Genomic DNA, 22,071 nt, shown 5'->3' with positions numbered 1-22,071 from the left:
TCGTGGCCGGGGCAGTCGCCGCGGTCGTCGTGCCGGCCCGCGGCTAGAACTTCGCGAGCGCTGCCTGTCAGACGGCGGCAGACAGCAGCGGGGCACCGGTCGATGCCTGGAGGCTGTTGACTGTCTCGCCGGGGGCGAGGTCGACGAGGAGGAGTCCGTCGGGGGTGATGTCGAGGACGGCGCGGTCGGTGATGATGCGGTCGACGACGCCGAGGCCGGTGAGGGGGAGGGTGCAGTCCTGGACGATCTTTGGGGTGCCGTCCTTGGCGACGTGGTCGGTGATGACGACGATGCGTTTGGTGCCTGCGACGAGGTCCATCGCTCCGCCCATGCCTTTGACGAGGGCGCCGGGCACGGCCCAGTTTGCGAGGTCGCCATTGGCGCCGACCTGGAGGGCGCCGAGGATCGCGATGTCGACCTTGCCGCCGCGGATCATGGCGAACGACTCGGTGGAATCAAAGAACGAGGCGCCGTGGTTGACGGTGACGGTCTGCTTGCCGGCGTTGATGAGGTCGGGGTCCTCGTCGCCGTCGTAGGGGAAGGGGCCCATGCCCAGGATCCCGTTCTCTGACTGCAGGGTGACGTGGATGCCGTCGGGGATGTGGTTGGCGACCAGGGTGGGGATGCCGATGCCGAGGTTGGCGTAGTCGCCGTCCTTGAGTTCGCGTGCAGCGATCGCGGCCATCTCGTCGCGGGTCCAGCTCATGCGAGTGCTCCTTGGGTGGGGTGGGGTCGGGTGGTGCGTTGCTCGATGTCCTTGACCCGGTCGGTGGCCTGGACGACGTGAGTCACGTAGACGCCGGGAGTGTGGACGAGCTCGGGGTCGATGGCGTCGACGAGGTGCTCGACCTCGGCGATCGTCACGCGGCCGGAGTTGGCGACGGCGGGGTTGAAGTTACGGGCCGCCAGTCGATAGCGCAGGTTGCCGTAGGTGTCTCCGGTGTAGGCGTGGACCAGCGCGAGGTCGGCGACGATGCCGCGCTCCTGGACGTAGGTGATGCCGTCGAAGACCGCGGTGGGCTTGCCCTCGGCGATCTGGGTGCCGACGCCGGTACGTGTGTAGAACGCCGGTATCCCGGCGCCGCCGGCGCGCAGACGCTCGGCCAAGGTTCCCTGAGGGTTGAACTCGACCTCGAGGAGCCCGTCCAGGTACTGGCGAGCGAACAGCTTGTTCTCGCCGACGTACGAGGCGACGACCTTGGTGACCTGCTGGTTCTCCAGCAGCAGTCCCAGCCCCTTGCCGTCAACTCCCATGTTGTTGGAGACGATCGTCAGACCCTTGACTCCCGAATCGCGTACCGCCTCGATGAGGTCCGATGGGATCCCGGACAGCCCGAACCCGCCGACGGCGATCGTCATGGTGTCGCGCAGGTGGTCTGCGACGAGCGCGGAGGTTGACCTGCTCATGTTGACGTTCCTGTCTTCTGGATGATGTTCGTTCAATGAACGTCTAGGTTGCGCTCCTTAGTAGTGGATAGGCTGTCGAACTCAGGGTCAAGGAGGTTCGGACTATCGGTCCTTTTTGCTCACTGACTGAGTTGACGCTTTGCGATCGTCCACTGAATGGACGCAGGCTATGGTGTGTTGGTGACTACTGCTGACCGTCCGCACGTCGTCTCGCGGGCCGCTGCGCTGCTGAGAGCCGTTGGTGCGCTCGGTGTTGACGGCGGGACGACCACCGAGCTGGCCGGCCTGGTATGTCTGGCGCGTCCGACCGTGCACCGGTTGCTGACGTCGCTGGCCGAAGAGGGGCTGCTTGATCGCGATCGCAGGAGCGGGCGATGGCTGGTGGGCCCGGAGCTCTACCTGCTGGGCGTGTCGGCGTCCGGCCGCTACGACATCACCAGTAAGGCTCGCGACATCGTGCGTCATCTCGCTGCCGAGACGGGCGAGAGCGCTTTCCTGTCGGCCAGGCGCGGGGACGAGACCGTCTGCCTGCTTCGGGAGGACGGCAGCTTCCCGTTGAGGTCCCACGTGCTCTACGAGGGTGTCCGGTTCCCGTTGGGGGTCGCATCGGCAGGCCTGGCGATCCTCGCTCACCTGCCGGTGGCAGAGCTCGATGCGTATCTCCACCGCATGGACCTGAGTGGGCTGTGGGGCGAGGACCATGGTGAGGTCCTGCTCCGCGAACGTGTCGCGGAGACCAGAGTGGCCGGCTTCGCGACCAATCCAGGACTGGTCGTGGAGGGGAGCTGGGGCATGGCGGCGGCGGTGTTCGATGCAGACGGATCGCCCAGCTGGGCGCTCAGCCTCACGGGGGTGGAGACGAGGTTCCGTCCTGATCGTCGTCCCGTGCTGGGCAGCGCGCTCCTGACCCAGGCCCACGAGCTGTCCCGACGACTCACCTGATCTTCGAGCGGGGACGCGCACCGAACGGCTAGATCGACGTGATGCCGAAGCTCTTGAGCTTGCGGTAGAGCGACGACCGGGCGATGCCGAGGGTGGCCGCAGCCTGTACGCGGTTGCCATCGGCATCGCGCAACGCCGACACGATCAGGTCGCGTTCCATCGACTCGATGCCCGAGAGCTGCCGGGCCGAACCGCTGTGGCAGTAGCCGGGGAGATCGTCGACCTGGATCTCGCCGACCGGACGACGCGAGAGCGCCTCGGTCAGAGCTGACTCGAGATGGCGGATGTTGCGCGGCCACGTGTATCGCGCGAGTACCCGCATGGCGGCAGGACTCACCGTGACCCGTCGTTGATCTGCCAGACGTGCGATGAGCTGGTCGACGACAGCGGGCAGGTCGGCCAACCGGTGTCGCAGTGGTGGCACCGTGACTGCGCTGGCGAAGGCGGGCAGCAGCCGGCGGAACGGCAACGCCGACTCGAGGTTGGCATCGTTGATGGTGGCAGCAAACCGGGTGGTCGGCTGCTCTGCGCGGATCGCGGTGAGCCAGGCCTGGAGCGACTTCACGGCCTGGTCGTCGAGCGTGTCGACGTTCTTCAGCACGAAGAACGACGGCCCCGAGCCTTCCGTCGGCTGGACCTGCGGCTCGGCGATCTGCAGGTGCTCGGCATCGACCACGATCACGGTGCCGGTCGGGTGCAGGCGGTCGAAGACATCTGCGGCGAGGGTCGCCTTGCCGCTGCCGGGCTCGCCCATCAGCAGCAGTCCGCCCGCGTGGGTCAGCGCTGCGGCGACGCCGTCGCTGGCCTTCGTCCACAACGCCGATCGCCGTTCGCCTCCCGCGGTGTGGGCTCCGCTGTGGGTCGCGCCGTGTCCAGCCGCCACGGCGGCGCTCGTCGGCATGTCGACGAACTGGTCGCCGAGAAGCGAGAGGTCGCCGGCGCTGGAGGTCAGCTCGGCCACGATGTCGACGGCGACCACGATCCCGGCGATATCGGCACCCACGACGATGCGTGTCCCGCGGACCCTGGCCACCTTGCCGGAGGGCAGCTCAATCTGCTCCACCGACTGGTCGTGACGAATCATCAGCCAGCGGGCGTGCTCGTGGATCAGGCTCTGCTCCTCGGCATCGAACAGGCTCTGAGCCATCGCGTTGCCCATCACGACGGTTCCGCCGATGGCCATGACCGCTCCACGGGTCCGAGCGTCCAGCCGGATGAAGGTCTCGAACAGGGCCTGCTGACACTGGCTCCGGTCGACCAGGAGGTTGCGCTCGATGTCGTGCGCTGCCGATATCACCAGCGAGTGCATGAGTGGGCTCGAGTCCTCGGTCAGGCAGCTGATGTCCAGCACGCCCTCGACACGACCGGTCAGTGGATCGCGGATGGGGCTGCCCGAGCACGCGAACGGCTGCAGCTGCTGGTTGAAGTGCTCGGGACCGACGATCGTGACGGGCTTGCCGGACTCGAACACCGTGCCGATGCCGTTGGTCCCGATCGCGCCTTCTGCGTAGTTGAAACCCGGCGCCAGTGAGACATCGTCGAGCCGGGCCCCGATTCTCGCGCTGCTGTCGTAGCGGCTCAGGACGCGCGCCTTGTTGTCGGTCAACAGAATGCTCAGCGACATGCCGGAGGTGTCGTCGTGCAGGCGATCGATCACGGGTTGTGAGCAACGGACCAGTCGGCTGAAGACGTCCAGGTCCTCGTGGAAGACCGCGTGGGCGTTCGTCGCGTCGACGCCCGCTGAGGCCGACCGGGCCCACGAGGCGGCAACCACGGCAGGGACTGCGTCCGGCCTCGTCCGGCCGGAGCTCAGGAAATCGGCCCGCGCATCGGCGACCTCTGTCCATCGTTCGGCCAGCTCGCGCATCTGCACTCCTCGGGGTCGTAGACAGCAACCTTCCTCCGGTCGGGTCGGAATTCCAAGAAGCGACGGTGTCCGAATGTGAGACAGGTCACCGGGGTGAGACCTGGGTCACGGTGGATCTGTGGCAAACGACCGCAGCGATCCAGCTGCGACTCGACACTCACACCAGGCAAAGGACCCTCATGGAACGGCTCATCAACATCGACAACGGTGGGACGCTCACCGACATCGTCGTGGGCAGCGGAGCGGACTTCAGCTTCACCAAGACGCTCACCACACCCGTCGATCTCTCGCAGTGCCTCTTCGACGGGATGACGAAGGCATCTGCCGAGATCTTCGGCGAGGCTGACCTGCCGCGGCTCCTGCACTCGACCCGGCACATCCGCTACTCCTCGACCCAGGGAACCAACGCACTCGTCGAGCGCAAGGGGCCGCTCGTCGGTCTCATCACCGACGACGCCGGTCTCGCCGAGACCTTGCGATCCTCGCCGGAGTCGAGCTCGCTGTTCGACGACCTGATCGGTGCTCGCATCTCAGTGCTCCCGGCGTCCGACGACGAGGACGAGATGATCGCGACCCTCGTGGCCGAGATCAACCGGCTGACCACGGCCGGCGCCGAGCGGCTCGTCGTCGCCGCGAGCAGCCTGGAGAGGGAGCACCTGTACAAGCGGGCGATGCTCAAGAACTTCCCGCGCCATCTGCTCGGCTCCGTGCCGATCCTGTTCTCGTGGGAGTTCGCCAGCGACACGTCGCGCGAACGCCAGATCTGGTCCGGCATCCTCAACACGTTCCTGCACCCGACGGTCGAGCGGTTCCTCTACAGCGCCGAGCACCGCCTGCGCGCACACAAGGTCAAGAATCCACTGCTGATCTACCGCAACGACGGCGCGTCATCCCGGGTGGCCAAGTCCGTTGCGCTCAAGACGTACTCGTCCGGTCCGCGCGGCGGCCTCGAAGGGACGCGCGCCCTCGCCGAGGCGTACAGGCTGGAGAGCGTCCTGATGATCGACGTCGGCGGCACGACCACCGACGTCGGCACGGTGGACCACTTCGCTATCGCCGCCGACCGGCGTGGTTCGGTCCGCGGTGTCGACATCTCCTACGAGATGAGCAACGTGCGATCGGCCGGCGTCGGCGGCAGCTCGATCATCGCGGTCCGTGACGGCGAGATCACGGTGGGCCCCGAGAGCGTAGGAGCGGCGCCGGGACCTGCCTGCTTCGGCTTCGGTGGCAACCAGGCGACGATCACCGACGTCAATCTGCTACTGGGCGTGCTGGATCCCGAGACGTACCTGAACGGCGAGATGGCCCTTGACTCGGACCGGGCGAGAGCGGTGGTCGCCACCACGATCGCCGAGCCACTCGGCATCAGCGTCGAGGAGGCGCTGGTGCGGATGGAGCACACCTACTCGCGTGCCTTGTCGGCGTCCTTCGGCGACCTCGTGAGCAGCGCCGACACGACCGTGGCGGCCTTCGGCGGCGGAGGTCCGATGAACGCCTGTGCTGCCGCAAGCATCGCGGGAGTTCATCAGGTCCTGGTCCCGCGCCTGGCCGCCGTCTTCTCCGCGTTCGGGATCAGCTTCTCCGACATCGCCCAGACCTACGAGACCAACGTCTCGGGGCACAGCGACGAGCAGGTCGCGCAGGCCCGCCGAACGTTGGAGACCAAGGCCTCGCGCGACATGTTCCAGGAAGGCCACGACCTGGCCGACTGTGACCTGGAGTGGGACATGCTGACCGAGGAAGGACAGCAGATCCTCTCCCTCCGGGCGACCTTCGCCCTGCCGCATCCCACGATCCTGGGCGGCTCGCCGGAAGCCAAGAGCGATGCCGTGTCCTCGGGCAGCAGGCAGGTCCGGTCCACCGCGACACAGGTCGATCAGGTGGCTGTCTACCAGCTCCAGGACCAGGTTCCGGGTGCCAGAGCCTCCGGCCCCGCGATCGTCGAGGGCCCTTTCTTCACGGCCCGGGTGCCCGCCGGCTGGGCCCTGGAGGTCTCCGCCGCCGGTGACCTGATCCTGACCGACCACTGACCATCAACCGCTAACCAGCTGGATATCACCATGCTGACGAAAGGCACGGACACCATGCGAGTTCCCATGACCGAATACCTCTTCATCGACCTCGACACCGAGCGGTGGGTGTGCCGCGTGTGCAGCCACGACCTCGGGGATGCTCGCGGCAACTACAAGGAGGGGACGCTGGTCTATGACCGTGACCCCCGGGAGATCCACCCGCCCATCATCGATCCGGAAAAGTACGAGTTCACCTTCTCGCCTGATCCGGCTTTCTGCCGGATCCTGGAGTTCTACTGCCCGACCTGCGGCACGCAGATCGAGGCCGAGTACCTCCCGCCCGGCCACCCGCCAACCGTCGACATGCTCTGGGACATCGACTCCCTGCGGGAGAAATGGGATGCCCACGGCGGCAACCCCGAGGAAGTCATCAACTACGGCCCCGGTGAGAACGCCGTCACCGATCTCAGCGCCCGGTTCGAGTCGGCCGGACACAACCACACGAATGGCGGTCACTGACCATGAAACGCATCTCTGTCGACATCGGCGGCACGTTCAGTGACTGCTTCTTCGTATGGGACGACCTCTACATCGAGTCCAAGGCGCTGACGACCCACCACAACCTGGCGCTGGGCTTCAACGAGGCCCTCGACCGCGCGTGCGAGCGGGCCGGCATCAGCCGTGAAACCGCCCTGCGGGAGGTTGACTCGGTCAGGTACGCGACGACCCTCGGCACCAACGCGCTCATCGAGGGCAAGGGTCCTCGGGTCGCAGCCCTGGTGACCCACGGCTTCGAGGACACCATCCCGTTGTCTCGTGGTCGGGGTTACGGCGAAGGGCTCGATGGCGTCAAACAGGGTGACATGCCCGACGCGCAACGACCCGAACCCCTGGTTCCCCGTCAGCTCATCCGCTCGGTCAAGGAGCGCATAGACTCGGTGGGCGAAGTGCTCGTGCCTCTGCGGTACGACGACGTGCGCACCCAGGTCCGATCGCTGGTCGACGGGGGTGCCGAGGCCATCGTCGTTGCGTTGACCAACGCGACCGAGAACTCGGCGCACGAGGAACGAGTCCTGGAGATCATCCTCGACGAGTACCCCACGCACGAGCTCGGATCGATCCCGGTGCTCCTCAGCAGTCAGGTCTCCGGCCGCAAGGGCGAGTACGTCCGGGCCATGGCCACGATCGTCGACGCCTTCCTCCACGAGACGATGTTCCACGCGCTCAATCAGCTGTCGAACAACTTGCGCGACTCCGGCTACGACAAGCCGATGCTGGTGATCCACAACTCCGGAGGCATGGCGCAGCCGAACTCGACCGATGCGCTGCAGACCATCCACTCGGGTCCGATCGCCGGCGTCGGCGCGGCCCAGCACCTCTCGGAGTCGACGGGGCTCGGCGACGTCGTGTCGATGGACATGGGAGGGACCTCCTTCGACATCGGCCTGGTGCCTGAGGGAGGCATCCGCCACTACGACTTCCAGCCCACCATCGGGCGTTGGATGGTGTCGGCACCGATGATCCACCTCAACACCCTGGGAGCCGGCGGAGGATCGATCGCGTCGTACAACCGCATCCACCACTCGATCCAGATCGGCCCCGAGTCAGCAGGCTCTGATCCGGGCCCTGCCTGCTACGACCGCGGAGGGCTCCAACCCACCGTGACCGATGCCGATCTCGTCCTGGGCTACCTCGATCCCGACAACTACGCGAACGGTCACATCCAGCTCAATCCGAAGCGTTCGGTCTACGCGATCGAGGAGGCATTCTGTGACGAGCTGGACCTTGACCACATCGAGACGGCCAAGATCATCAAGAGCACCGTCGACGAGCAGATGGCGATCGGCATCGAGAAGGAGCTGCGGTCGCGTGGTGGCCTGATCGAGGACTACACGATGTTGGCCTACGGCGGCAACGGGCCGCTGCATGCGTGTGGCATCGCCACCAGTGCGGGGATCAAGAAGATCCTGTTCCCGCCGTTCGCGTCGGTGTTCTCCGCCCTGGGAGCGGGGAACATGCGTCCCCTCCACATCCACGAGCGCAGCGCGTACGTCGTGCTGTACGAGCCGCTGAAGCGCAGCCTGTATCGCCAGTACGCGGCGATGAACGGCTACATCGAGGAGCTCGAGGCCAAGGGGGCCGAAGACCTGGTGCGCCAGGGCTACGACAAAGCCGACGTCCGCTACCGCCTCGAGATGGACATGCGATACGGCAATCAGCTGGTCACGACGGCGGTGGCCTTCGACATCAACCGGGTCGCGGGTGTTGCCGACGTCCTGCACCTCATCAAGACCTTCTCGGACATCTTCGGTGAGCGCTACGGCGAGGGCACGCAGGCTCCCGAGGCCGGGATCCGGGTGCAGACGATCCGCGTGGCCTCGTTCATCGAGGGCGAGGTCGTCAAGTTCGACTCGATCCACGCCGGTGGCGACAAGACGCGGCCCGATGCCGTGTCGAGCCGTGAGGTGCACTTCCCGGGCGTGGACGGGGCGGTTGTCACGCCCGTCTACGACGCCGAGGCGATCAAGCACGAGTTCGTCATCCACGGCCCAGCCATCGTCACGACCGAGAACACGACCTACCTGGTCGAACCGGGCTGGCGGTTGGAGCCCACGGTCCAGGGTGCCGTGTGGTTGCTCAGCGAGTGATCACCAAACCATCCACCATCCGGCATTGAGACAACAAGGAGCGTAAGAGCAATGACACTCACCACCCAGGACATCGCGGCAGCATCAGACGACAATGACGACACCCAGCTGTTGAGCTCGCAGGAGCAGGAATGGGTCGACAAGTTCATGGACGAGACGACTCTCTTCCTCGGCCCGGACCCGGCGATCATGCGGCACCACGAGATCATGCCCCGCACCGTGTACGAGGAGGAGTGCATCGGCAAGGGGATCGACACGATCGAGTTCGACCGGATCCGCAAGCGGCTCGCCGGCGCGCTCGATGAGGCCTTTGAGATGTGCGAGAGCATGGGCGCTGCCCCGGGTGCCAAGTGGGCGGACCTGTCGTGCGCGGTCTACACCGCCGAGGGCGACGTGACCTACCTGTCGAACCGTGGCGTCATCGCCTTCTCGGCCGTGTTGCACCACCCCATCCGCTACATCATGAAGAACTGGAAGAACGAGCCGACGGTCGGGATCCGAGCCGGTGACGGCTTCTTCCACAACGACTCCCGCTTCGGGATGGTGCACAACACCGACCAGTCGATGCTCGTCCCGGTGGTCCGGGACGGGGAGATCATCGCGTGGGTCGGTGCCACGATCCATGAAGGCGAGAACGGGGCGTGCGAGCCCGGCGGGATGCCGTCAGGCTCGGAGACGCCCTTCGACGACGGACTCCGCGCCTCGCCGATCAAGATCGTCGAGGAGGGGCACCTTCGGCGTGACCTGCTGACCTTCCTGCAGCACTCCACTCGCGATCCCAAGCTGATGCTCGCCGACATCAAGGTCAAGATGGGAGCCGTGCGCCGCATCATGGACACCGTCGACCGACTGATCGACGAGGTGGGTCAGGAGACTTTCGTCGCGGCGCTGCGGGTGACTGTCGAGGACGTCGAGAAGGAGGTTCGCCGGCGCATCACCGAGCTCCCGGACGGCACCGTGACCTTCAACCAGTTCGTCGACTCGACGCTGAAGGAGAACATTCTCATCAAGTTCGCCTGCAAGATCACGATCAAGGGTGACCGGATGATCGTCGACCTGACGGGCACCGGACCGGAGATCCTCAACCGGGCGATCAACTCACCCCTTGCCTCGACCAAGTCGTTCATGGCGCAGGCGATCCTCTCGTACTACTGGCCGGACCTGCCCAGGAGCACGGGCGCACTGTCGCCGATCGAGGTCATCACCGAGGAGCACAGCTGGGCGGACGCGGGTTACGACGCGCCGGTCGGACAGTCCCTCCAGGCATCGTTCCGCGGCTTCTCCGCGCTGCAGACGGCGTTCGCCAAGATGCAGTTCTCGGCTCCGCAGAAGTACTCGAACGTGGTGGCCCCGTGGTTCAACCAGATCAACGACTTCTTGTGGGGAGGTACGACCCAGAACGGTGAGCAGGTCGGCAACCTGTGCGCAGACCTCAACGGCATGGGCGGCGGAGCGAAGGCCTTTCGCGATGGTGAGGACGCTGTAGCGCCGCTGTTCTGCGCCATGGCGGACATCGGTGAGCAGGAGGTCATGGAGGAGGAAGTTCCGTTCCTGCAGCTCGTGAGCAAGCGAATCGTCCGCGACAACCAGGGCTTCGGCAAGTTTCGCGGTGGCATGGGCTACGAGATGATCGTGGCCTCGCGCGGCACTCCGAGCTGGGGTTTCATGACGGTCACGTCCGGGTCGAAGTTCTCCTCAGTGCCCGGAATGTTCGGAGGCTATGGCTGCCCGGCCTACCCGCTGGCAATGGTCAAGGGCATCAACATCTACGACATCATCAAGGACGACCCGGCAGAGTTCGACCTCTCGATGGAACGCGTGATGAACGAGCAGCCGTACGAGGGTGCCGACTACCAGTCGGCCCACATGGGCCTGCAGTTCGACGTCGCCAAGGAGGGCGAGATGTACATGATCGCCCAGGGGTCCGGCGGCGGCTACGGCGATGTGATCGAGCGCGATCCCGAGATGGTGGTCACCGACCTGCAGATCGACAGGATCTCCGCCCAGGTCGCCACCGACGTCTATGGGGTGGTGTGGGTTCCCGAGACCTTCGTCGTCGACGAGGAGGGCACCAGGGCGCTCAGGTCGCAGATCCGCCGGGATCGGATCTCACGCGGCAAGCCGTACGCCGAGTTCGTGCAGGAGTTCGTCCAGCCGGAACCGCCGAAGGAGCTGTTGTACTACGGGTCGTGGGGACAGGGTGACGACGAGGAGTTGTTCGCCACTCATTGGGGCGGTCTCGAGCCGGAGCGGGTCAAGGGCAAGCTCGCCGACCTGCCGCTGATCATGGTGCCGGATCGCCGAGTCCTGAAGATCAGTGAGCTCGAAGCGCGTGTGCTCGAGCTCGAGCAGAAGTACGGCGAGACGGTCTCGCACAAGTCCTGAGCTTCCGCTCGGGTGGTCGGTCGCGTTGCCTCTGGGCGGCGCGACCGACCACGACCACGGCATCGTCATCAAGGAGGATCTATGACCACAGACCTGAACTCCCTCATTGCACACCCCCCGTCCGGTCGCCGGACGGCCGTCATCCTGGACGCCCATGACTGGGCGCAGTGCGTCGTCCTGCAGGGCAAGGACGTCCCTTGGCGCGACACGATGGCGTACGCCAACTTCGTCAGTCAGGCACAGGGGCTGCTCGACCCCGATGCAACCTTGGTCGCGCTCGACCGGTGGTATGACCACCGGGTGGCGTCGGACGAAGGTCTGCGGGCGTCGATGGCTGCCAAGACACGCACGGGATACGCATTGCGAACGTTGCTCGCCGACCCGGAGTCGAACCGGCAGGTCCTGGAGCTCGTGACGATCTTCACCCAGACCCAACGACGCCCGGTCATCCTGCACATTCCGTCTCCGCGACGCTGGCTCGAGCGGACTCATGCCTTCTCCGGTGCCGCCACGACCGATGCGCTCGACAGTGATGACGCAGAGAATGCGTCGATGTACGTCGCCGACTGGTTGCGGGGCTTTGCGAGTCTTCCGATCGCTGCGGTCATGCTCGACGACCGCGACCGCGACCGCGACCGCGACCGCGGCAGCGGTGCGGGCGGCTCGCCGGTTGCCCTGTCCGTCTACACGCCGTTGGCGAACGCGACCTCCAACTATGGATGGAGCCTCGCCATGCGGAGCGATGACGCCGTCCAGGTGTGGGGTAGCGACGTTGCGGGAGCGCTGATCCCGGAAGGGTTTTGGTCGGCCTCCGGCGCAGCGACTCCGGCGGGCGACTTCCTGCTGGGCGCTGTCCCGGAGGCGGCTGTCCCCGAGATCGTCCGGTCCAGGATCGGCGAGATGGTCTGACTGGTCGGTGCCTCTGCCATGCGGTGAGCTGGCCGCGTCGGCGGATCGAAGGACTTGCGCTCAGGTGAGGAGGGCGACGATGAGGAGAGCACTGAGCCCCAGGGCGAAGGTGCCGGAGTGGATGAGCTTCTCGCGGGGTTCCGGTGCCGTCGTGATCTGCGGCAGGAGGTCGGCGACGGCGATGTAGATGAAGTTGCCCGCTGCGAACGGTACGAGGACCGCGACATTGATGGTGTCGGACAGGGCGTAGGCCAGCGCACCGCCGAGTGGGAAGGTCAGCGCGGAGGCGAGGTTGTAGACCAGGGCGTGGCGGGCGCTCCATCCGCTGTGGACCAGGATCCCGAAGTCGCCCAGCTCCTGGGGGATCTCGTGCGCGGCGGCCACAATCCAGGTGACGACTCCCAGGCGTATGTCGATGACGAAGGCGCTGCCCACGGCGACGCCCCCGATCAGGTTGTGCACTCCGTCCGCGGCCAGGATCAGGTAGCCCAGCGGTTGGTGCTCGCTCACGGGTCGATGGCAGTGGTGCCAGTGGAGGAACTGCTCGAGCACGTGGAACGCGAACAGCCCCGCGACGAGCCATACATAGACCGTCAGGCCGTTCCCCAGCTGGTCCACGGACGCCGGGAGCATGTGGAACATCGCCCCACCCAGCAGGGCCCCGGCGGCCAGCGCGACCAAGGGCATCACGAGGCGTCGAAAGGATCGCTCCGGCATCAGCACGGAGATGCCGCCGACCAGGGCGATGGCGCTCATGGCGAGTCCCGAGACGACGATCCAGGCCAGCACGGGCATAGCCGGACCCTATCCCGCCGGGGTGGCTCCCACGCTTGGAAAAATACCCCATAGGGTATTGCTGTACCGAGTGGGAGCGTCCCACGCTCCGCGCGACCGGGGCTTCCACCACGAGCGCTGGCCGAACAGCCGCCCCGCGGCTAGAACCAGATGCTCGTGTAGGGCGCGACCGGGGAGCGGAACATCGCGTCGAGCCGCGCCACATCACCGGTCAGGGCTCCCGCAGCCTCGAGAACGCGCGCCGAGACGCCACCGACGTGGAGCGAGCTCAGGGCGTTGACCGTGAGGTCGACATCGGGGGTGTCCGCGGTCGCCGTGACCGTCGCACTGCCTGCGTCGTCGACCTCCAGGGCCCAGGTGCCTGCCGCGAAGTCGAGCGGGTCCTCGACGCGGAGGACGATCCGCCCCGGCGCCGCATACGTGCGCGCCTCGAGCGACGCCTTGACGTCGAGGATGCGGGTCCACAGGTGGTCGGTCTCGCTGGACCGGACCGCGCGGAAGTCCGCGATCATCCAGCGCAACGGCTCGTCGACGGGTCGCAGGTCGGCGGTGATCGTCGCCACGAGATCCATCTCCAGCAGGAATCGCCACAGCCCGGCGTACGCATCGGGCGTTGCGGCGACGAGCGTCTGGAGCCGGAGCTCGTGCTGCGTGAAGTCGGCCGGGTCCTCGACGAACCGGTAGATCGCGAAGCCCGCAGGGGTGCCATCGGCGTCGTCGTAGCGCGCGAATCGCAGGTTCTTGGCGTTGTCGTCCCCGACCGGCAGGCCCAGCTGGCGGTCCCACAGGATGCTGGTCGCGGCATAGTGCACCTGACCGGGAGTGGCCGCGCGAACCCGCTCGACGATCGGGTGACCATCGGACCGGAGCTGTTCGGCGGACACGAGATGGACCCGGCCGGGCGCGACCGGACCGGTCCAGTGGGCCCTCCTGCGGTCGATCGACAGATTGCGGGCCAAGACCGAGGGCGAGAAGCCGAACCGGCCGTAGATCGTGGACTCTGAGACGGTGAGCATCGCGAGGGGGAGGCCCAGCTCGACCGCGGTGCGCAGCTCGGCCTCCAGCAGGGCGCGAGCGATGCCGCGGCGCCGATGGGTCGGTGCCACCGTGACGCCGCTGATGGCCCAGGTCGGGGCGGCCCCGCCGCCGGGGAGCGTCAGGTCGGCGATCCAGCTGATCGTCGTCGCGACGGGCACCTGCGGGTGCGGGAGGCTGCTGTCCCACACACCCATGATCCGATCGTCGCCCAGATAGCCGCGGCGGTGCTCGATGACCTCCGGTGTCGGGTCAGGCTGCAGGAACCCGCGGTTCTCGGCGCGGATCCAGGCCTCGTACGCTGCGCCGTCGGCCGGGTCGAGGCGGGCCAGCGTCAGGCCGTCGGCGGCGAGCCGCGCGTGGGATGTCTGGTCGACCGGCAGGCCCAGGGGCGTGGCGCTCATGTCCGCACCTCCACGCCGGCTGCGGACCAGGCCGCATGTACGTCCGGCAGGTTGTCCGCGGACACTGCCGCGGTGAGTGGCTCGAGGACCCGCACCGTGAACCCTTCGCGTGCCGCGTCCAGGACCGTGGCGCGCACGCAGTAGTCCGTCGCGATACCGCACACGTCGACGGTGTCGACGCCGGCGGCGCGCAGCCAATCGGCCAGCGACGTCCCGATCGGCGAGCTGCCCTCGAAGCCGGAGTAGGCGGCGGCGAACTCGCCCTTGTAGAAGATCTCGGCGAACATCGACGGGTCGAGCGGGCGCTGGAACTCCTCGCCCGGCGTGCCGACGACGCAGTGGCGGGGCCACGAGTCGACGAAGTCCGGGTTGTCGGAGAAGTGGGCGCCGGGATCGACGTGGTGGTCGCGCGTCGCGACGACGGTCGCGTACGCGCCGGAGGCGATCAGGTCGGCGATGTCGGCGGCGACCTTGGCGCCACCAGTGACGGCGAGGGATCCGCCCTCGCAGAAGTCGTTCTGGACGTCGACGACGATCAACGCAGTGGTCATCTCAGCTCCTCGTAGATCGTGGGGAGGGTCGGATCGCTCCGTGAGAGCTGCCGTGCCGTGGCGGGCAGCTCGGCGAGGGAATCACGGAGCCGGGCGCGCGACTCCTCGAGGGTCGCGGTGTGCACCCGCTCGCCGGCACGGACCAGCTCGACCAGGAGCGTGCGGTCGGCGCCGTCGTTCGCTGGGGCTGCGCCGATGCCGATGACCTCGGCCTGTGCGCGACCGGCTCCGTCGAGCCGGCGGAGCGCGTACTTGCGGCCGCCGACCGAGACCTTGTCGGCGCTCTTCTTGGCGACCGCGACCATCTCGCCGTCGTCGCCCGCGCGGGAGACGAGCTTGTAGACGAAGCCGCTGGTCGGCACGCCGGACCCGGTCACCAAGGAGGTGCCGACGCCGTAGCCGTCGACGGGGGCTGCCGCGAGCGCTGCGATGGCGTGCTCGTCGAGATCGCTCGTCACGGTGATCCGGGTGCCGGTCGCGCCTAGGTCGTCGAGCTGCTTGCGCACGGACCGCGCCAGCGACACCAGGTCGCCGGAGTCCAGCCGCACCCCGCCGAGATCCGGGCCGGCAACCTCGACCGCGGTCCGGATCGCCTCGGGGATGTCGTACGTGTCGACCAGCAGCGTCGTGCCGGGCCCGAGCGCGCGCACCTGCGCCTCGAACGCCTCACGCTCGGTGTCGTGCAGGAGCGTGAACGAGTGGGCGCTGGTCCCGGTGGTGGGGATCCCGTGCGTGCGACCGGCCTCGAGGTTGGATGTCGCGGCGAATCCGGCGATGTAGGCCGCACGGGCCGCTGCCACAGCGGACGCCTCGTGCGTGCGACGGGATCCCATCTCGATGCACGGACGGTTGCCGGCCGCCGTGATCATGCGGGAGGCCGCGGTGGCGATCGCCGAGTCGTGGTTGAGCACCGAGAGCAGCAGCGTCTCGAGGATGACGCACTCTGCGAAGGTGCCTTCGACGATCAGGACGGGGGACTGCGGGAAGTAGAGCTCGCCCTCGGGGTAGCCCCACACGCTGCCGGTGAACCGGTAGTCGCCGAGCCAGTCGATCGTCTCGGTGTCGACAACCCCCGCGCCGGCGAGCCAGGTCAGCTCGGCCTCGCCGAGCCGGAAGTCCGCCAACGCGTCGAGCGCCCGGCCGATACCCGCCACGACTCCGTAGCGGCGCCCGCCGGACAGTCGGCGGGCGAACAGCTCGAACACCGAGTGTCGTCCGGCCGTCCCGTCGCGCAGGGCTGCTTGGAGCATCGTCAGCTCGTAGTGGTCGGTCAGCAGGGCTGTGCTGGCGGAAGCGGTCACGGATCCAGCCTAGGACGTACGGGCCTGGTCGGCCGAGATGGTCATGGCCATTTCGCTCCGTCAGGCGCCTGCGACACAATGGACACATGTCCAGTCCGTCCCCCGTGGAGATCGCCGAGCCCGAAGTCGACGACTTCGTCGAGCTCGAGGACCCGTGGGTCACGATCGTGTGGAACGACCCGGTCAACCTGATGTCCTACGTCGCCTACGTCTTTCGCAACTACTTCGGCTTCACCGACGAGAAGGCGCACGAGCTGATGCTCGCGGTGCACGAAGAGGGTCGGGCCGTGGTTGCCAGCGGTCGGCGCGAGCAGATGGAGCGCCACGTGCAGGCGATGCACGAGTACGGCCTGTGGGCGACCCTCGAACGGCAGGACGCATGAGGCGCGCGGCTCAGCGAATGACCCGGCCATGGGCCGAGCGGAGCGAGGCGAGGCTTCCGGGCGAAGCCCGGCAGCGACGTAGTCGCTGTCACAGCGAGCGGAGCGAGCTGTGAAGCCCTTCAAGAAGCGCCGTCGTGGCGGCATCACGGCGACGTTCGAGTCCGGCGAGGCACACCTGCTGGCCAGCCTCTCGGGCCAGGTCGTCGAGCTGCTGCGCGACCGCAACGGTGCCGACGAGTCCAGCGCGGACCCGCTCGCCGCTCAGCTGGGCATGGGCGGTCCGTCCCTGCCCCCGGAGGACCCAGTGCTTCGGCGGTTGCTCCCGGACGCCTACCGCGACGACGAGGAGGATGCCGGGGAGTTCCGGCGCTTCACCGAGCGGTCCCTGACCTCGGCCAAGGTGCACCACGCCGAGACCCTGATCGGCTCGCTGGTCGACGGCGGCCTGACCTTCGGCGCCACACCCGGCGAGTCGCCGGTCGAGGTCGAGCTCAACCCCGACGAGGTCCAGTCGTGGCTGCGCGCGCTGACCGACGTCCGCCTGTCTCTCGCGGTCCGACTCGGGATCGACGAGGAGGAGGACATCCTGCTGGTCGGCCAGTCCGAGGACGAGGCAATCGCCGCGATGGGGGAGATCTACGACTGGCTCGGCTACGTCCAGGAGACCCTCATCGCCGCACTGGACTGACTCCGGCCCGTCTCAGCCACTGGTCTGGGGGGATAGGCCCGGGCCACGGCCGATAAACTCAAGCGGTGCTGACCATCGACCGAGCCACGCACGACGCGATCATCGCGCACGCGCGCCGAGACCACCCGGACGAAGCCTGTGGCGTCGTCGCCGGGCCCATCGACTCCGACGTTCCGGCCCGGTTCATCCCGATGCTGAACGCCGCGATGTCGCCGACGTTCTACGAGTTCGACTCCGGCGACCTGCTCAGGCTGTACCGCGACATGGACGATCGCGACGAGGAGCCCGTCGTGATCTATCACTCGCACACCGCGACCGAGGCCTATCCGTCCCGTACGGACATCAACCTGGCCGGTGAGCCCGGCGCGCACTACGTGCTGGTCTCGACCCGCGACGGTGCCGATCAGGGGGGTCCGGTGGACTTTCGCTCGTACCGGATCGTCGACGGTGAGGTCGCTGAGGAAGAAGTTCGGGTCGTCGAGGCTTATACAGAGGCAAGCGCCAACCAACAGAAGGCAGAACACTGATGGCCATCGAGGTCCGCATCCCCACCATCCTGCGCACGTACACCGACGGCGAGCGCGCCGTGCAGGGCAGCGGCGCGACCGTGACCGAGCTGATCGACAAGCTTGAGGCCGATCATCCCGGCATCAAGGAGCGGCTGCTCGACAACGGTGAGGCGCGCCGCTTCGTCAACATCTATGTCAACGACGAGGACATCCGGTTTACCGGTGGTCTCGAGACCCCGATCGCCGACGGCGACACCGTGGTCATCCTGCCGGCCGTGGCCGGCGGCGCCGTCGACCGGCTCTAGGGCTGCAGAGTGCGCTTCGACTCCCTGATCGACTCGGTCGGCGGCACGCCCCTGGTGGGTCTGCCGAGCCTGTCGCCGTCCCCAGACGTACGCCTGTGGGCCAAGCTCGAGGACCACAACCCGACGGGGTCCATCAAGGACCGCGCCGCGCTGAGCATGATCCTGCGCGCGGAGAAGGAAGGCCTGCTGCACCCCGGCGCCACGATCCTGGAGCCCACCAGCGGCAACACTGGGATCTCGTTGGCCATGGTTGCGAGCCAACGGGGCTATCGGCTGGTCTGCGTCATGCCCGAGAACACCTCGATCGAGCGCACGCAGCTGCTGACGATGTGGGGGGCCACGGTCATTCCCTCGCCGGCCGCCGGCGGCTCCAACGAGGCCGTGCGGGTCGCCAAGGGGATCGCCGCCGAAAATCCCGACTGGGTCATGCTCTACCAGTACGGCAACCAGGCCAATGCTGACGCGCACTACGAGGGCACCGCACCGGAGGTCCTTGCCGACCTGCCCGAGATCACCCACTTCGTCGCCGGGCTGGGCACGACCGGCACCCTGATGGGCGTCGGTCGCTACTTCCGTGAGCACAAGCCGCAGGTGCGCATCGTCGCGGCCGAGCCCCGCTACGGCGAGCTCGTCTACGGCCTGCGCAACCTCGACGAGGGCTTCGTCCCCGAGCTCTACGACGCGTCGATGATCGACTCCCGCTTCTCGGTCGGCCCGCGTGATGCGGTCCGTCGGGTGCGCGAGCTGATCGCCTCCGAGGGCATCTTCGCCGGCATCTCGACCGGTGCGATCCTGCACGCGGCTCTCGCCCAGGCCGCCAAGTGCGTCAAGGCCGGCGAGTCGGCCGACATCGTGTTCGTGGTCTGCGACGGCGGTTGGAAGTATCTCTCGACCGGGGCCTACGAGGGCACTCTGGACGAGGCCGAGGACAAGCTCGACGGCCAGCTCTGGGCGTAGGCCCGTCCGTCAGGGCAGGCTCACCGTCCTCAGTCCGCGGGCTTGGTCGCCATGCCGTCAAGCCACAACTCGTTGCGGCGCCGTGCTTGATGGCGTGCACGATCGCCAGCCCGGTCTTGTCCTCGCCGGTGTCGAGATAGTCCTGGAACGACATCGTGACGTCCTGCTCAGTGGACGGCGTTGTCACCCGCACGTCGAACGGCGGCACCGGGATTCGACCCGGCATCCGACATGTCCTGATGGTGCCAGGCCGGGTGACAGGCGGTGCCTCGAGAGCCTGTTGTTCCGTGCCGCTGCCCAGCGGCACGGTCCGTCGGCTAGCCTCATCCCGTGAGTCAGATCGTGGTCTTCTCCGGCAGCGCCCACCGACCCCTCGCCGAGAAGATCTGTTCCGAGCTCGGCCAGCCGATATCGGCGTCCGACACCATCAGGTTCAGCAACGACTGCCTGCAGGTGCAGCTCCTGGCCAACTGCCGCAAGAAGGATGTCTACATCATCCAGCCGCTGGTCCCGCCGACGCAGGACCACCTGATGGAGCTCCTGCTGATGATCGACGCAGCGCGGGGCGCCAGCGCCGCATCGGTGACCGCCGTGATCCCGCACTACGCGTACGCACGCTCGGACAAGAAGGATGCCTCGCGCATCTCGATCGGCGGCCGGCTCGTCGCCGACATGCTGACCACGGCCGGCGCCGACCGGGTGGTCACGATGACGTTGCACGCCCCTCAGGTGCACGGCTTCTTCAGCGTCCCGGTCGACCACCTGACTGCGATCGGCGAGCTGGCCGACTACTACCGCGGGCGCGACCTCAGCAACACCGTCGTGGTCTCGCCCGACCTCGGCAACGCCAAGACCGCGTCCCTGTTCGCCCGGCTGCTCGGTGTGCCGGTCGCGGCCGGCAGCAAGCAGCGGCAGGCCGACGACAAGGTCGTCATCGACGCGATCGTCGGTGACGTGGCCGGCAAGACCGCGATCGTGCTCGACGACGAGATCGCCACCGGCGGCTCGATCATCGAACTCATGAACAAGCTCGCCGAGGAAGGCTGCACCGAGGCCTCGGTCGCCTGCACCCACGGGCTGTTCACCGGCAAGGCGGTCGAGCGCCTGCGCAACCACCCCTCGATCACCGAGGTCGTGACGACCGACACCGTGCCGCCCCCGGCGGACTGGCCCGAGCTGCAGATCCGCTCGGTCGCGGGATTGTTCGCCGAGGCGATCGCCCGCATCCATGCGGGGGAGTCGGTCTCGTCGCTGTTCGACGGGGTCGACCCCGCGCACGCGCCGCCGCAGCCCAAGCTGCCCCTGTAGCCACGTCGAGGCGCGGGCGACGTGACTCACATGTGATCTGCGGCCCGTTTACTTTGCCGTATCCCGTGGCACACGTACTCTTTTCGGTTGTGACCAGTGCTCCCATCGGCATCTTCGACTCCGGCTTCGGCGGCCTGACCGTCGCGCGCGCGGTTCTCGACCAGCTGCCGCACGAGCCCGTCCTGTATCTGGGCGACACGGCCCGCCAGCCGTACGGCCCCAAGCCCATCTCCGAGGTCCGCGAATACGCCCTGGAGTGCCTCGACCACCTGGTCGCGCAGGGCGTCAAGGTCCTGGTCATCGCCTGCAACTCCGCCAGCGCGGCAGTCCTGCGCGATGCCCGTGAACGCTACGACGTGCCGGTCGTTGAGGTCATCGTCCCCCCGACGCGCCGCGCGGTCAGCGCGACCCGCAACGGCACGGTGGGCGTGATCTGCACGACCGCGACCGCGACGTCCCGCGCATACGACGACGCCTTCGCCGCCAATCCCGGCATCACCCTGCACACGCAGGCCTGCCCGCGGTTCGTCGACCTGGTCGAGGCCGGCATCACGAGTGGGCCCGAGCTGCTCGACGTCGCCAGGGACTACCTCCAGCCGCTGATCGATCTCGACATCGACACGCTCGTGCTCGGGTGCACGCACTATCCGCTCCTGACCGGCGTGCTGTCGTACGTCATGGGAGACGGCGTCACGCTGGTCTCCAGTGCCGAGGAGACCGCCAAGGACGTCTACGCCCTGCTGGTGCGCGAGGGGCTCGAACGCGACGCGTCGCTGCCCGCCCCGACGCACGGCTTCCTGACCACGGGTCGACCCGACGAGTTCACGACGCTCGCCCGACGCTTCCTGGGCCCCGAGGTCGAGTCGGTCCAGCAGTTCTCCTGGGTGGGGGTCGCATGAAGCTCACCGTGATCGGCTGCGCCGGATCGTTCCCCGGACCGGACTCGCCGGCCAGCTGCTATCTCGTCGAGGCGCCCTTCGAGGGCCGGACGTACCGCCTGCTGCTCGACCTGGGCTCGGGCGCGCTCGGCAACCTGCAGCGCTTCTGCGACCTGCGGGACATCGACGCCGTCGCGCTGTCGCACCTGCACGCCGATCACTGCTTCGACATGTCCGGGCTCTACGTCTTCAGCAAGTACCACCCCCAGGGCGCACTGGCGCAGATCCCGGTGCACGCCCCGGTCGGCGCGGCCGACTTCCTGGCCTGCGCCTATGGCACCCATGAGCCGGCCGGCATGACCGAGCAGTTCGACTTCCAGGGCTGGCAGGACGGCGCGACGGTCCGACTCGGCCCGTTCACGGTGACCTCCGTGCTGGTCGAGCACCCGGTCCCGGCGTACGCGCTGCGGGTAGCCACCGCGAGCCACTCGTTGACGTACTCCGGCGACACCGGGCCGACCGAGGCCCTCGTCGAGCTGGCCGCCGGATCGGACCTGTTCCTGTGTGAGGCGTCGTTCGTCGAGTCCGCGACCAATCCGCCCAACCTGCACCTGACGGGCGCGGAGGCGGGCGACTACGCCACCCGGGCGGGGGTCGGGCGCCTGCTCGTCACGCACATTCCGGGCTGGACCGACCGCGCCGAGGTGGAGTCCGACGTCACGGGCAGGTGGACCGGCCCATATGACCTGGTGAACGCCGGGTCTTCGTACGACCTCGGCTGACGCCC

General features: G+C 67.6%; 21 protein-coding genes. 14 read left to right on the top strand and 7 right to left on the bottom strand.

The window, feature by feature from the left end:
- Window positions 1–67: 67 nt before the first annotated feature.
- Together C6I20_RS10950 and C6I20_RS10945 are read right to left on the bottom strand one after the other, a co-directional pair.
- Window positions 68–706, bottom strand: a complete 639-nt coding sequence (locus C6I20_RS10950) for a 3-oxoacid CoA-transferase subunit B (protein ID WP_118395998.1) — start codon at window positions 704–706, stop codon at window positions 68–70.
- Window positions 703–1,407, bottom strand: a complete 705-nt coding sequence (locus tag C6I20_RS10945; protein ID WP_118395997.1) for a CoA transferase subunit A — start codon at window positions 1,405–1,407, stop codon at window positions 703–705. Before C6I20_RS10945 ends, C6I20_RS10950 begins: the two co-directional genes overlap by 4 nt.
- 180 nt (window positions 1,408–1,587) lie before the next feature.
- Between C6I20_RS10945 and C6I20_RS10940 the strand changes: the two genes are divergently transcribed.
- Window positions 1,588–2,349, top strand: coding sequence for an IclR family transcriptional regulator (locus tag C6I20_RS10940; RefSeq protein WP_254052116.1), 762 nt, complete (start codon window positions 1,588–1,590; stop codon window positions 2,347–2,349).
- A gap of 28 nt (window positions 2,350–2,377) precedes the next feature.
- On the opposite strand, the gene C6I20_RS10935 is transcribed toward C6I20_RS10940, so the two are convergent.
- Window positions 2,378–4,216, bottom strand: coding sequence for a sigma-54-dependent Fis family transcriptional regulator (locus C6I20_RS10935; RefSeq protein ID WP_118395995.1), 1,839 nt, complete (start codon window positions 4,214–4,216; stop codon window positions 2,378–2,380).
- 179 nt (window positions 4,217–4,395) lie between these two features.
- Here C6I20_RS10935 and C6I20_RS10930 point away from each other — a divergent pair, with 179 nt between their 5' ends.
- The 5 genes from C6I20_RS10930 (at window position 4,396) to C6I20_RS10910 (ending at window position 12,170) form a co-directional block, all read left to right on the top strand.
- A complete protein-coding gene (locus C6I20_RS10930) occupies window positions 4,396–6,246 on the top strand; it encodes a hydantoinase/oxoprolinase family protein (protein WP_118395994.1) in 1,851 nt (616 codons plus the stop codon).
- A 30-nt stretch (window positions 6,247–6,276) separates the two neighbouring features.
- Window positions 6,277–6,747 carry an acetone carboxylase subunit gamma gene (locus tag C6I20_RS10925; RefSeq protein WP_371682637.1) on the top strand — a complete coding sequence of 157 codons (471 nt, stop codon included), beginning with the start codon at window positions 6,277–6,279 and terminating at the stop codon, window positions 6,745–6,747.
- Window positions 6,748–6,749: 2 nt separating this feature from the next.
- Window positions 6,750–8,876, top strand: coding sequence for a hydantoinase/oxoprolinase family protein (locus C6I20_RS10920; RefSeq protein ID WP_118395993.1), 2,127 nt, complete (start codon window positions 6,750–6,752; stop codon window positions 8,874–8,876).
- A gap of 51 nt (window positions 8,877–8,927) precedes the next feature.
- Window positions 8,928–11,261: a hydantoinase B/oxoprolinase family protein gene (locus C6I20_RS10915; RefSeq protein WP_118395992.1), complete on the top strand. Its 2,334-nt coding sequence runs from the start codon at window positions 8,928–8,930 to the stop codon at window positions 11,259–11,261.
- An 81-nt stretch (window positions 11,262–11,342) separates the two neighbouring features.
- Window positions 11,343–12,170 carry a hypothetical protein gene (locus C6I20_RS10910; RefSeq protein WP_118395991.1) on the top strand — a complete coding sequence of 276 codons (828 nt, stop codon included), beginning with the start codon at window positions 11,343–11,345 and terminating at the stop codon, window positions 12,168–12,170.
- A 60-nt stretch (window positions 12,171–12,230) separates the two neighbouring features.
- Here the strand turns inward: C6I20_RS10910 and C6I20_RS10905 are convergent, their stop codons facing one another.
- The 4 genes from C6I20_RS10905 to C6I20_RS10890 form a co-directional block, all read right to left on the bottom strand.
- The gene (locus C6I20_RS10905; RefSeq protein ID WP_174232952.1) at window positions 12,231–12,965 is read right to left on the bottom strand and encodes a ZIP family metal transporter; all 735 of its coding nucleotides are present in this window, start codon (window positions 12,963–12,965) and stop codon (window positions 12,231–12,233) included.
- Window positions 12,966–13,105: 140 nt separating this feature from the next.
- Window positions 13,106–14,404, bottom strand: coding sequence for a GNAT family N-acetyltransferase (locus C6I20_RS10900; protein WP_118395990.1), 1,299 nt, complete (start codon window positions 14,402–14,404; stop codon window positions 13,106–13,108).
- On the bottom strand, window positions 14,401–14,955 hold the full coding sequence (locus C6I20_RS10895; RefSeq protein ID WP_118395989.1) for an isochorismatase family protein: 555 nt from the start codon (window positions 14,953–14,955) through the stop codon (window positions 14,401–14,403). The genes C6I20_RS10900 and C6I20_RS10895 overlap by 4 nt, the downstream gene beginning before the upstream one ends.
- Window positions 14,952–16,256, bottom strand: a complete 1,305-nt coding sequence (locus tag C6I20_RS10890) for a nicotinate phosphoribosyltransferase (protein WP_118395988.1) — start codon at window positions 16,254–16,256, stop codon at window positions 14,952–14,954. The genes C6I20_RS10895 and C6I20_RS10890 overlap by 4 nt, the downstream gene beginning before the upstream one ends.
- Before the next feature lie 86 nt (window positions 16,257–16,342).
- Between C6I20_RS10890 and clpS the strand changes: the two genes are divergently transcribed.
- The 8 genes from clpS to C6I20_RS10850 all read left to right on the top strand — a co-directional run bounded on the left by clpS (window position 16,343) and on the right by C6I20_RS10850 (window position 22,066).
- Window positions 16,343–16,639, top strand: a complete 297-nt coding sequence (gene clpS, locus C6I20_RS10885; protein WP_118395987.1) for an ATP-dependent Clp protease adapter ClpS — start codon at window positions 16,343–16,345, stop codon at window positions 16,637–16,639.
- Window positions 16,640–16,748: 109 nt separating this feature from the next.
- The gene (locus tag C6I20_RS10880) at window positions 16,749–17,327 is read left to right on the top strand and encodes a DUF2017 domain-containing protein (protein WP_162891267.1); all 579 of its coding nucleotides are present in this window, start codon (window positions 16,749–16,751) and stop codon (window positions 17,325–17,327) included.
- Window positions 17,328–17,392: 65 nt separating this feature from the next.
- Window positions 17,393–17,854: a Mov34/MPN/PAD-1 family protein gene (locus C6I20_RS10875; protein WP_118395985.1), complete on the top strand. Its 462-nt coding sequence runs from the start codon at window positions 17,393–17,395 to the stop codon at window positions 17,852–17,854.
- Complete coding sequence (locus C6I20_RS10870; RefSeq protein WP_118395984.1) at window positions 17,854–18,141, top strand: MoaD family protein; 288 nt, start codon at window positions 17,854–17,856, stop codon at window positions 18,139–18,141. The genes C6I20_RS10875 and C6I20_RS10870 overlap by 1 nt, the downstream gene beginning before the upstream one ends.
- Before the next feature lie 9 nt (window positions 18,142–18,150).
- Window positions 18,151–19,098, top strand: a complete 948-nt coding sequence (locus tag C6I20_RS10865) for a PLP-dependent cysteine synthase family protein (RefSeq protein WP_118395983.1) — start codon at window positions 18,151–18,153, stop codon at window positions 19,096–19,098.
- Window positions 19,099–19,428: 330 nt separating this feature from the next.
- The gene (locus tag C6I20_RS10860) at window positions 19,429–20,406 is read left to right on the top strand and encodes a ribose-phosphate pyrophosphokinase (protein WP_118395982.1); all 978 of its coding nucleotides are present in this window, start codon (window positions 19,429–19,431) and stop codon (window positions 20,404–20,406) included.
- An 89-nt stretch (window positions 20,407–20,495) separates the two neighbouring features.
- On the top strand, window positions 20,496–21,305 hold the full coding sequence (gene murI / locus C6I20_RS10855; protein WP_118395981.1) for a glutamate racemase: 810 nt from the start codon (window positions 20,496–20,498) through the stop codon (window positions 21,303–21,305).
- Window positions 21,302–22,066, top strand: coding sequence for an MBL fold metallo-hydrolase (locus C6I20_RS10850; protein WP_118395980.1), 765 nt, complete (start codon window positions 21,302–21,304; stop codon window positions 22,064–22,066). Before murI ends, C6I20_RS10850 begins: the two co-directional genes overlap by 4 nt.
- Window positions 22,067–22,071 lie beyond the last annotated feature (5 nt).

Source organism: Aeromicrobium sp. A1-2 (assembly GCF_003443875.1).
In the GTDB taxonomy this organism is placed as follows: domain Bacteria; phylum Actinomycetota; class Actinomycetes; order Propionibacteriales; family Nocardioidaceae; genus Aeromicrobium.
This window is presented reverse-complemented; position numbering and strand designations above follow the sequence as displayed.

What these genes read in the sequence shown, in the direction of transcription:
- C6I20_RS10950 (WP_118395998.1), bottom strand. Translation starts at nt 706, where the DNA reads ATGAGCTGGACCCGCGACGAGATGGCCGCGATCGCTGCACGCGAACTC.
- C6I20_RS10945 (WP_118395997.1), bottom strand. Translation starts at nt 1,407, where the DNA reads ATGAGCAGGTCAACCTCCGCGCTCGTCGCAGACCACCTGCGCGACACC.
- C6I20_RS10935 (WP_118395995.1), bottom strand. Translation starts at nt 4,216, where the DNA reads ATGCGCGAGCTGGCCGAACGATGGACAGAGGTCGCCGATGCGCGGGCC.
- C6I20_RS10930 (WP_118395994.1), top strand. Translation starts at nt 4,396, where the DNA reads ATGGAACGGCTCATCAACATCGACAACGGTGGGACGCTCACCGACATC.
- C6I20_RS10925 (WP_371682637.1), top strand. Translation starts at nt 6,277, where the DNA reads ATGCTGACGAAAGGCACGGACACCATGCGAGTTCCCATGACCGAATAC.
- C6I20_RS10920 (WP_118395993.1), top strand. Translation starts at nt 6,750, where the DNA reads ATGAAACGCATCTCTGTCGACATCGGCGGCACGTTCAGTGACTGCTTC.
- C6I20_RS10915 (WP_118395992.1), top strand. Translation starts at nt 8,928, where the DNA reads ATGACACTCACCACCCAGGACATCGCGGCAGCATCAGACGACAATGAC.
- C6I20_RS10910 (WP_118395991.1), top strand. Translation starts at nt 11,343, where the DNA reads ATGACCACAGACCTGAACTCCCTCATTGCACACCCCCCGTCCGGTCGC.
- C6I20_RS10905 (WP_174232952.1), bottom strand. Translation starts at nt 12,965, where the DNA reads ATGCCCGTGCTGGCCTGGATCGTCGTCTCGGGACTCGCCATGAGCGCC.
- C6I20_RS10900 (WP_118395990.1), bottom strand. Translation starts at nt 14,404, where the DNA reads ATGAGCGCCACGCCCCTGGGCCTGCCGGTCGACCAGACATCCCACGCG.
- C6I20_RS10895 (WP_118395989.1), bottom strand. Translation starts at nt 14,955, where the DNA reads ATGACCACTGCGTTGATCGTCGTCGACGTCCAGAACGACTTCTGCGAG.
- clpS (WP_118395987.1), top strand. Translation starts at nt 16,343, where the DNA reads ATGTCCAGTCCGTCCCCCGTGGAGATCGCCGAGCCCGAAGTCGACGAC.
- C6I20_RS10870 (WP_118395984.1), top strand. Translation starts at nt 17,854, where the DNA reads ATGGCCATCGAGGTCCGCATCCCCACCATCCTGCGCACGTACACCGAC.
- C6I20_RS10850 (WP_118395980.1), top strand. Translation starts at nt 21,302, where the DNA reads ATGAAGCTCACCGTGATCGGCTGCGCCGGATCGTTCCCCGGACCGGAC.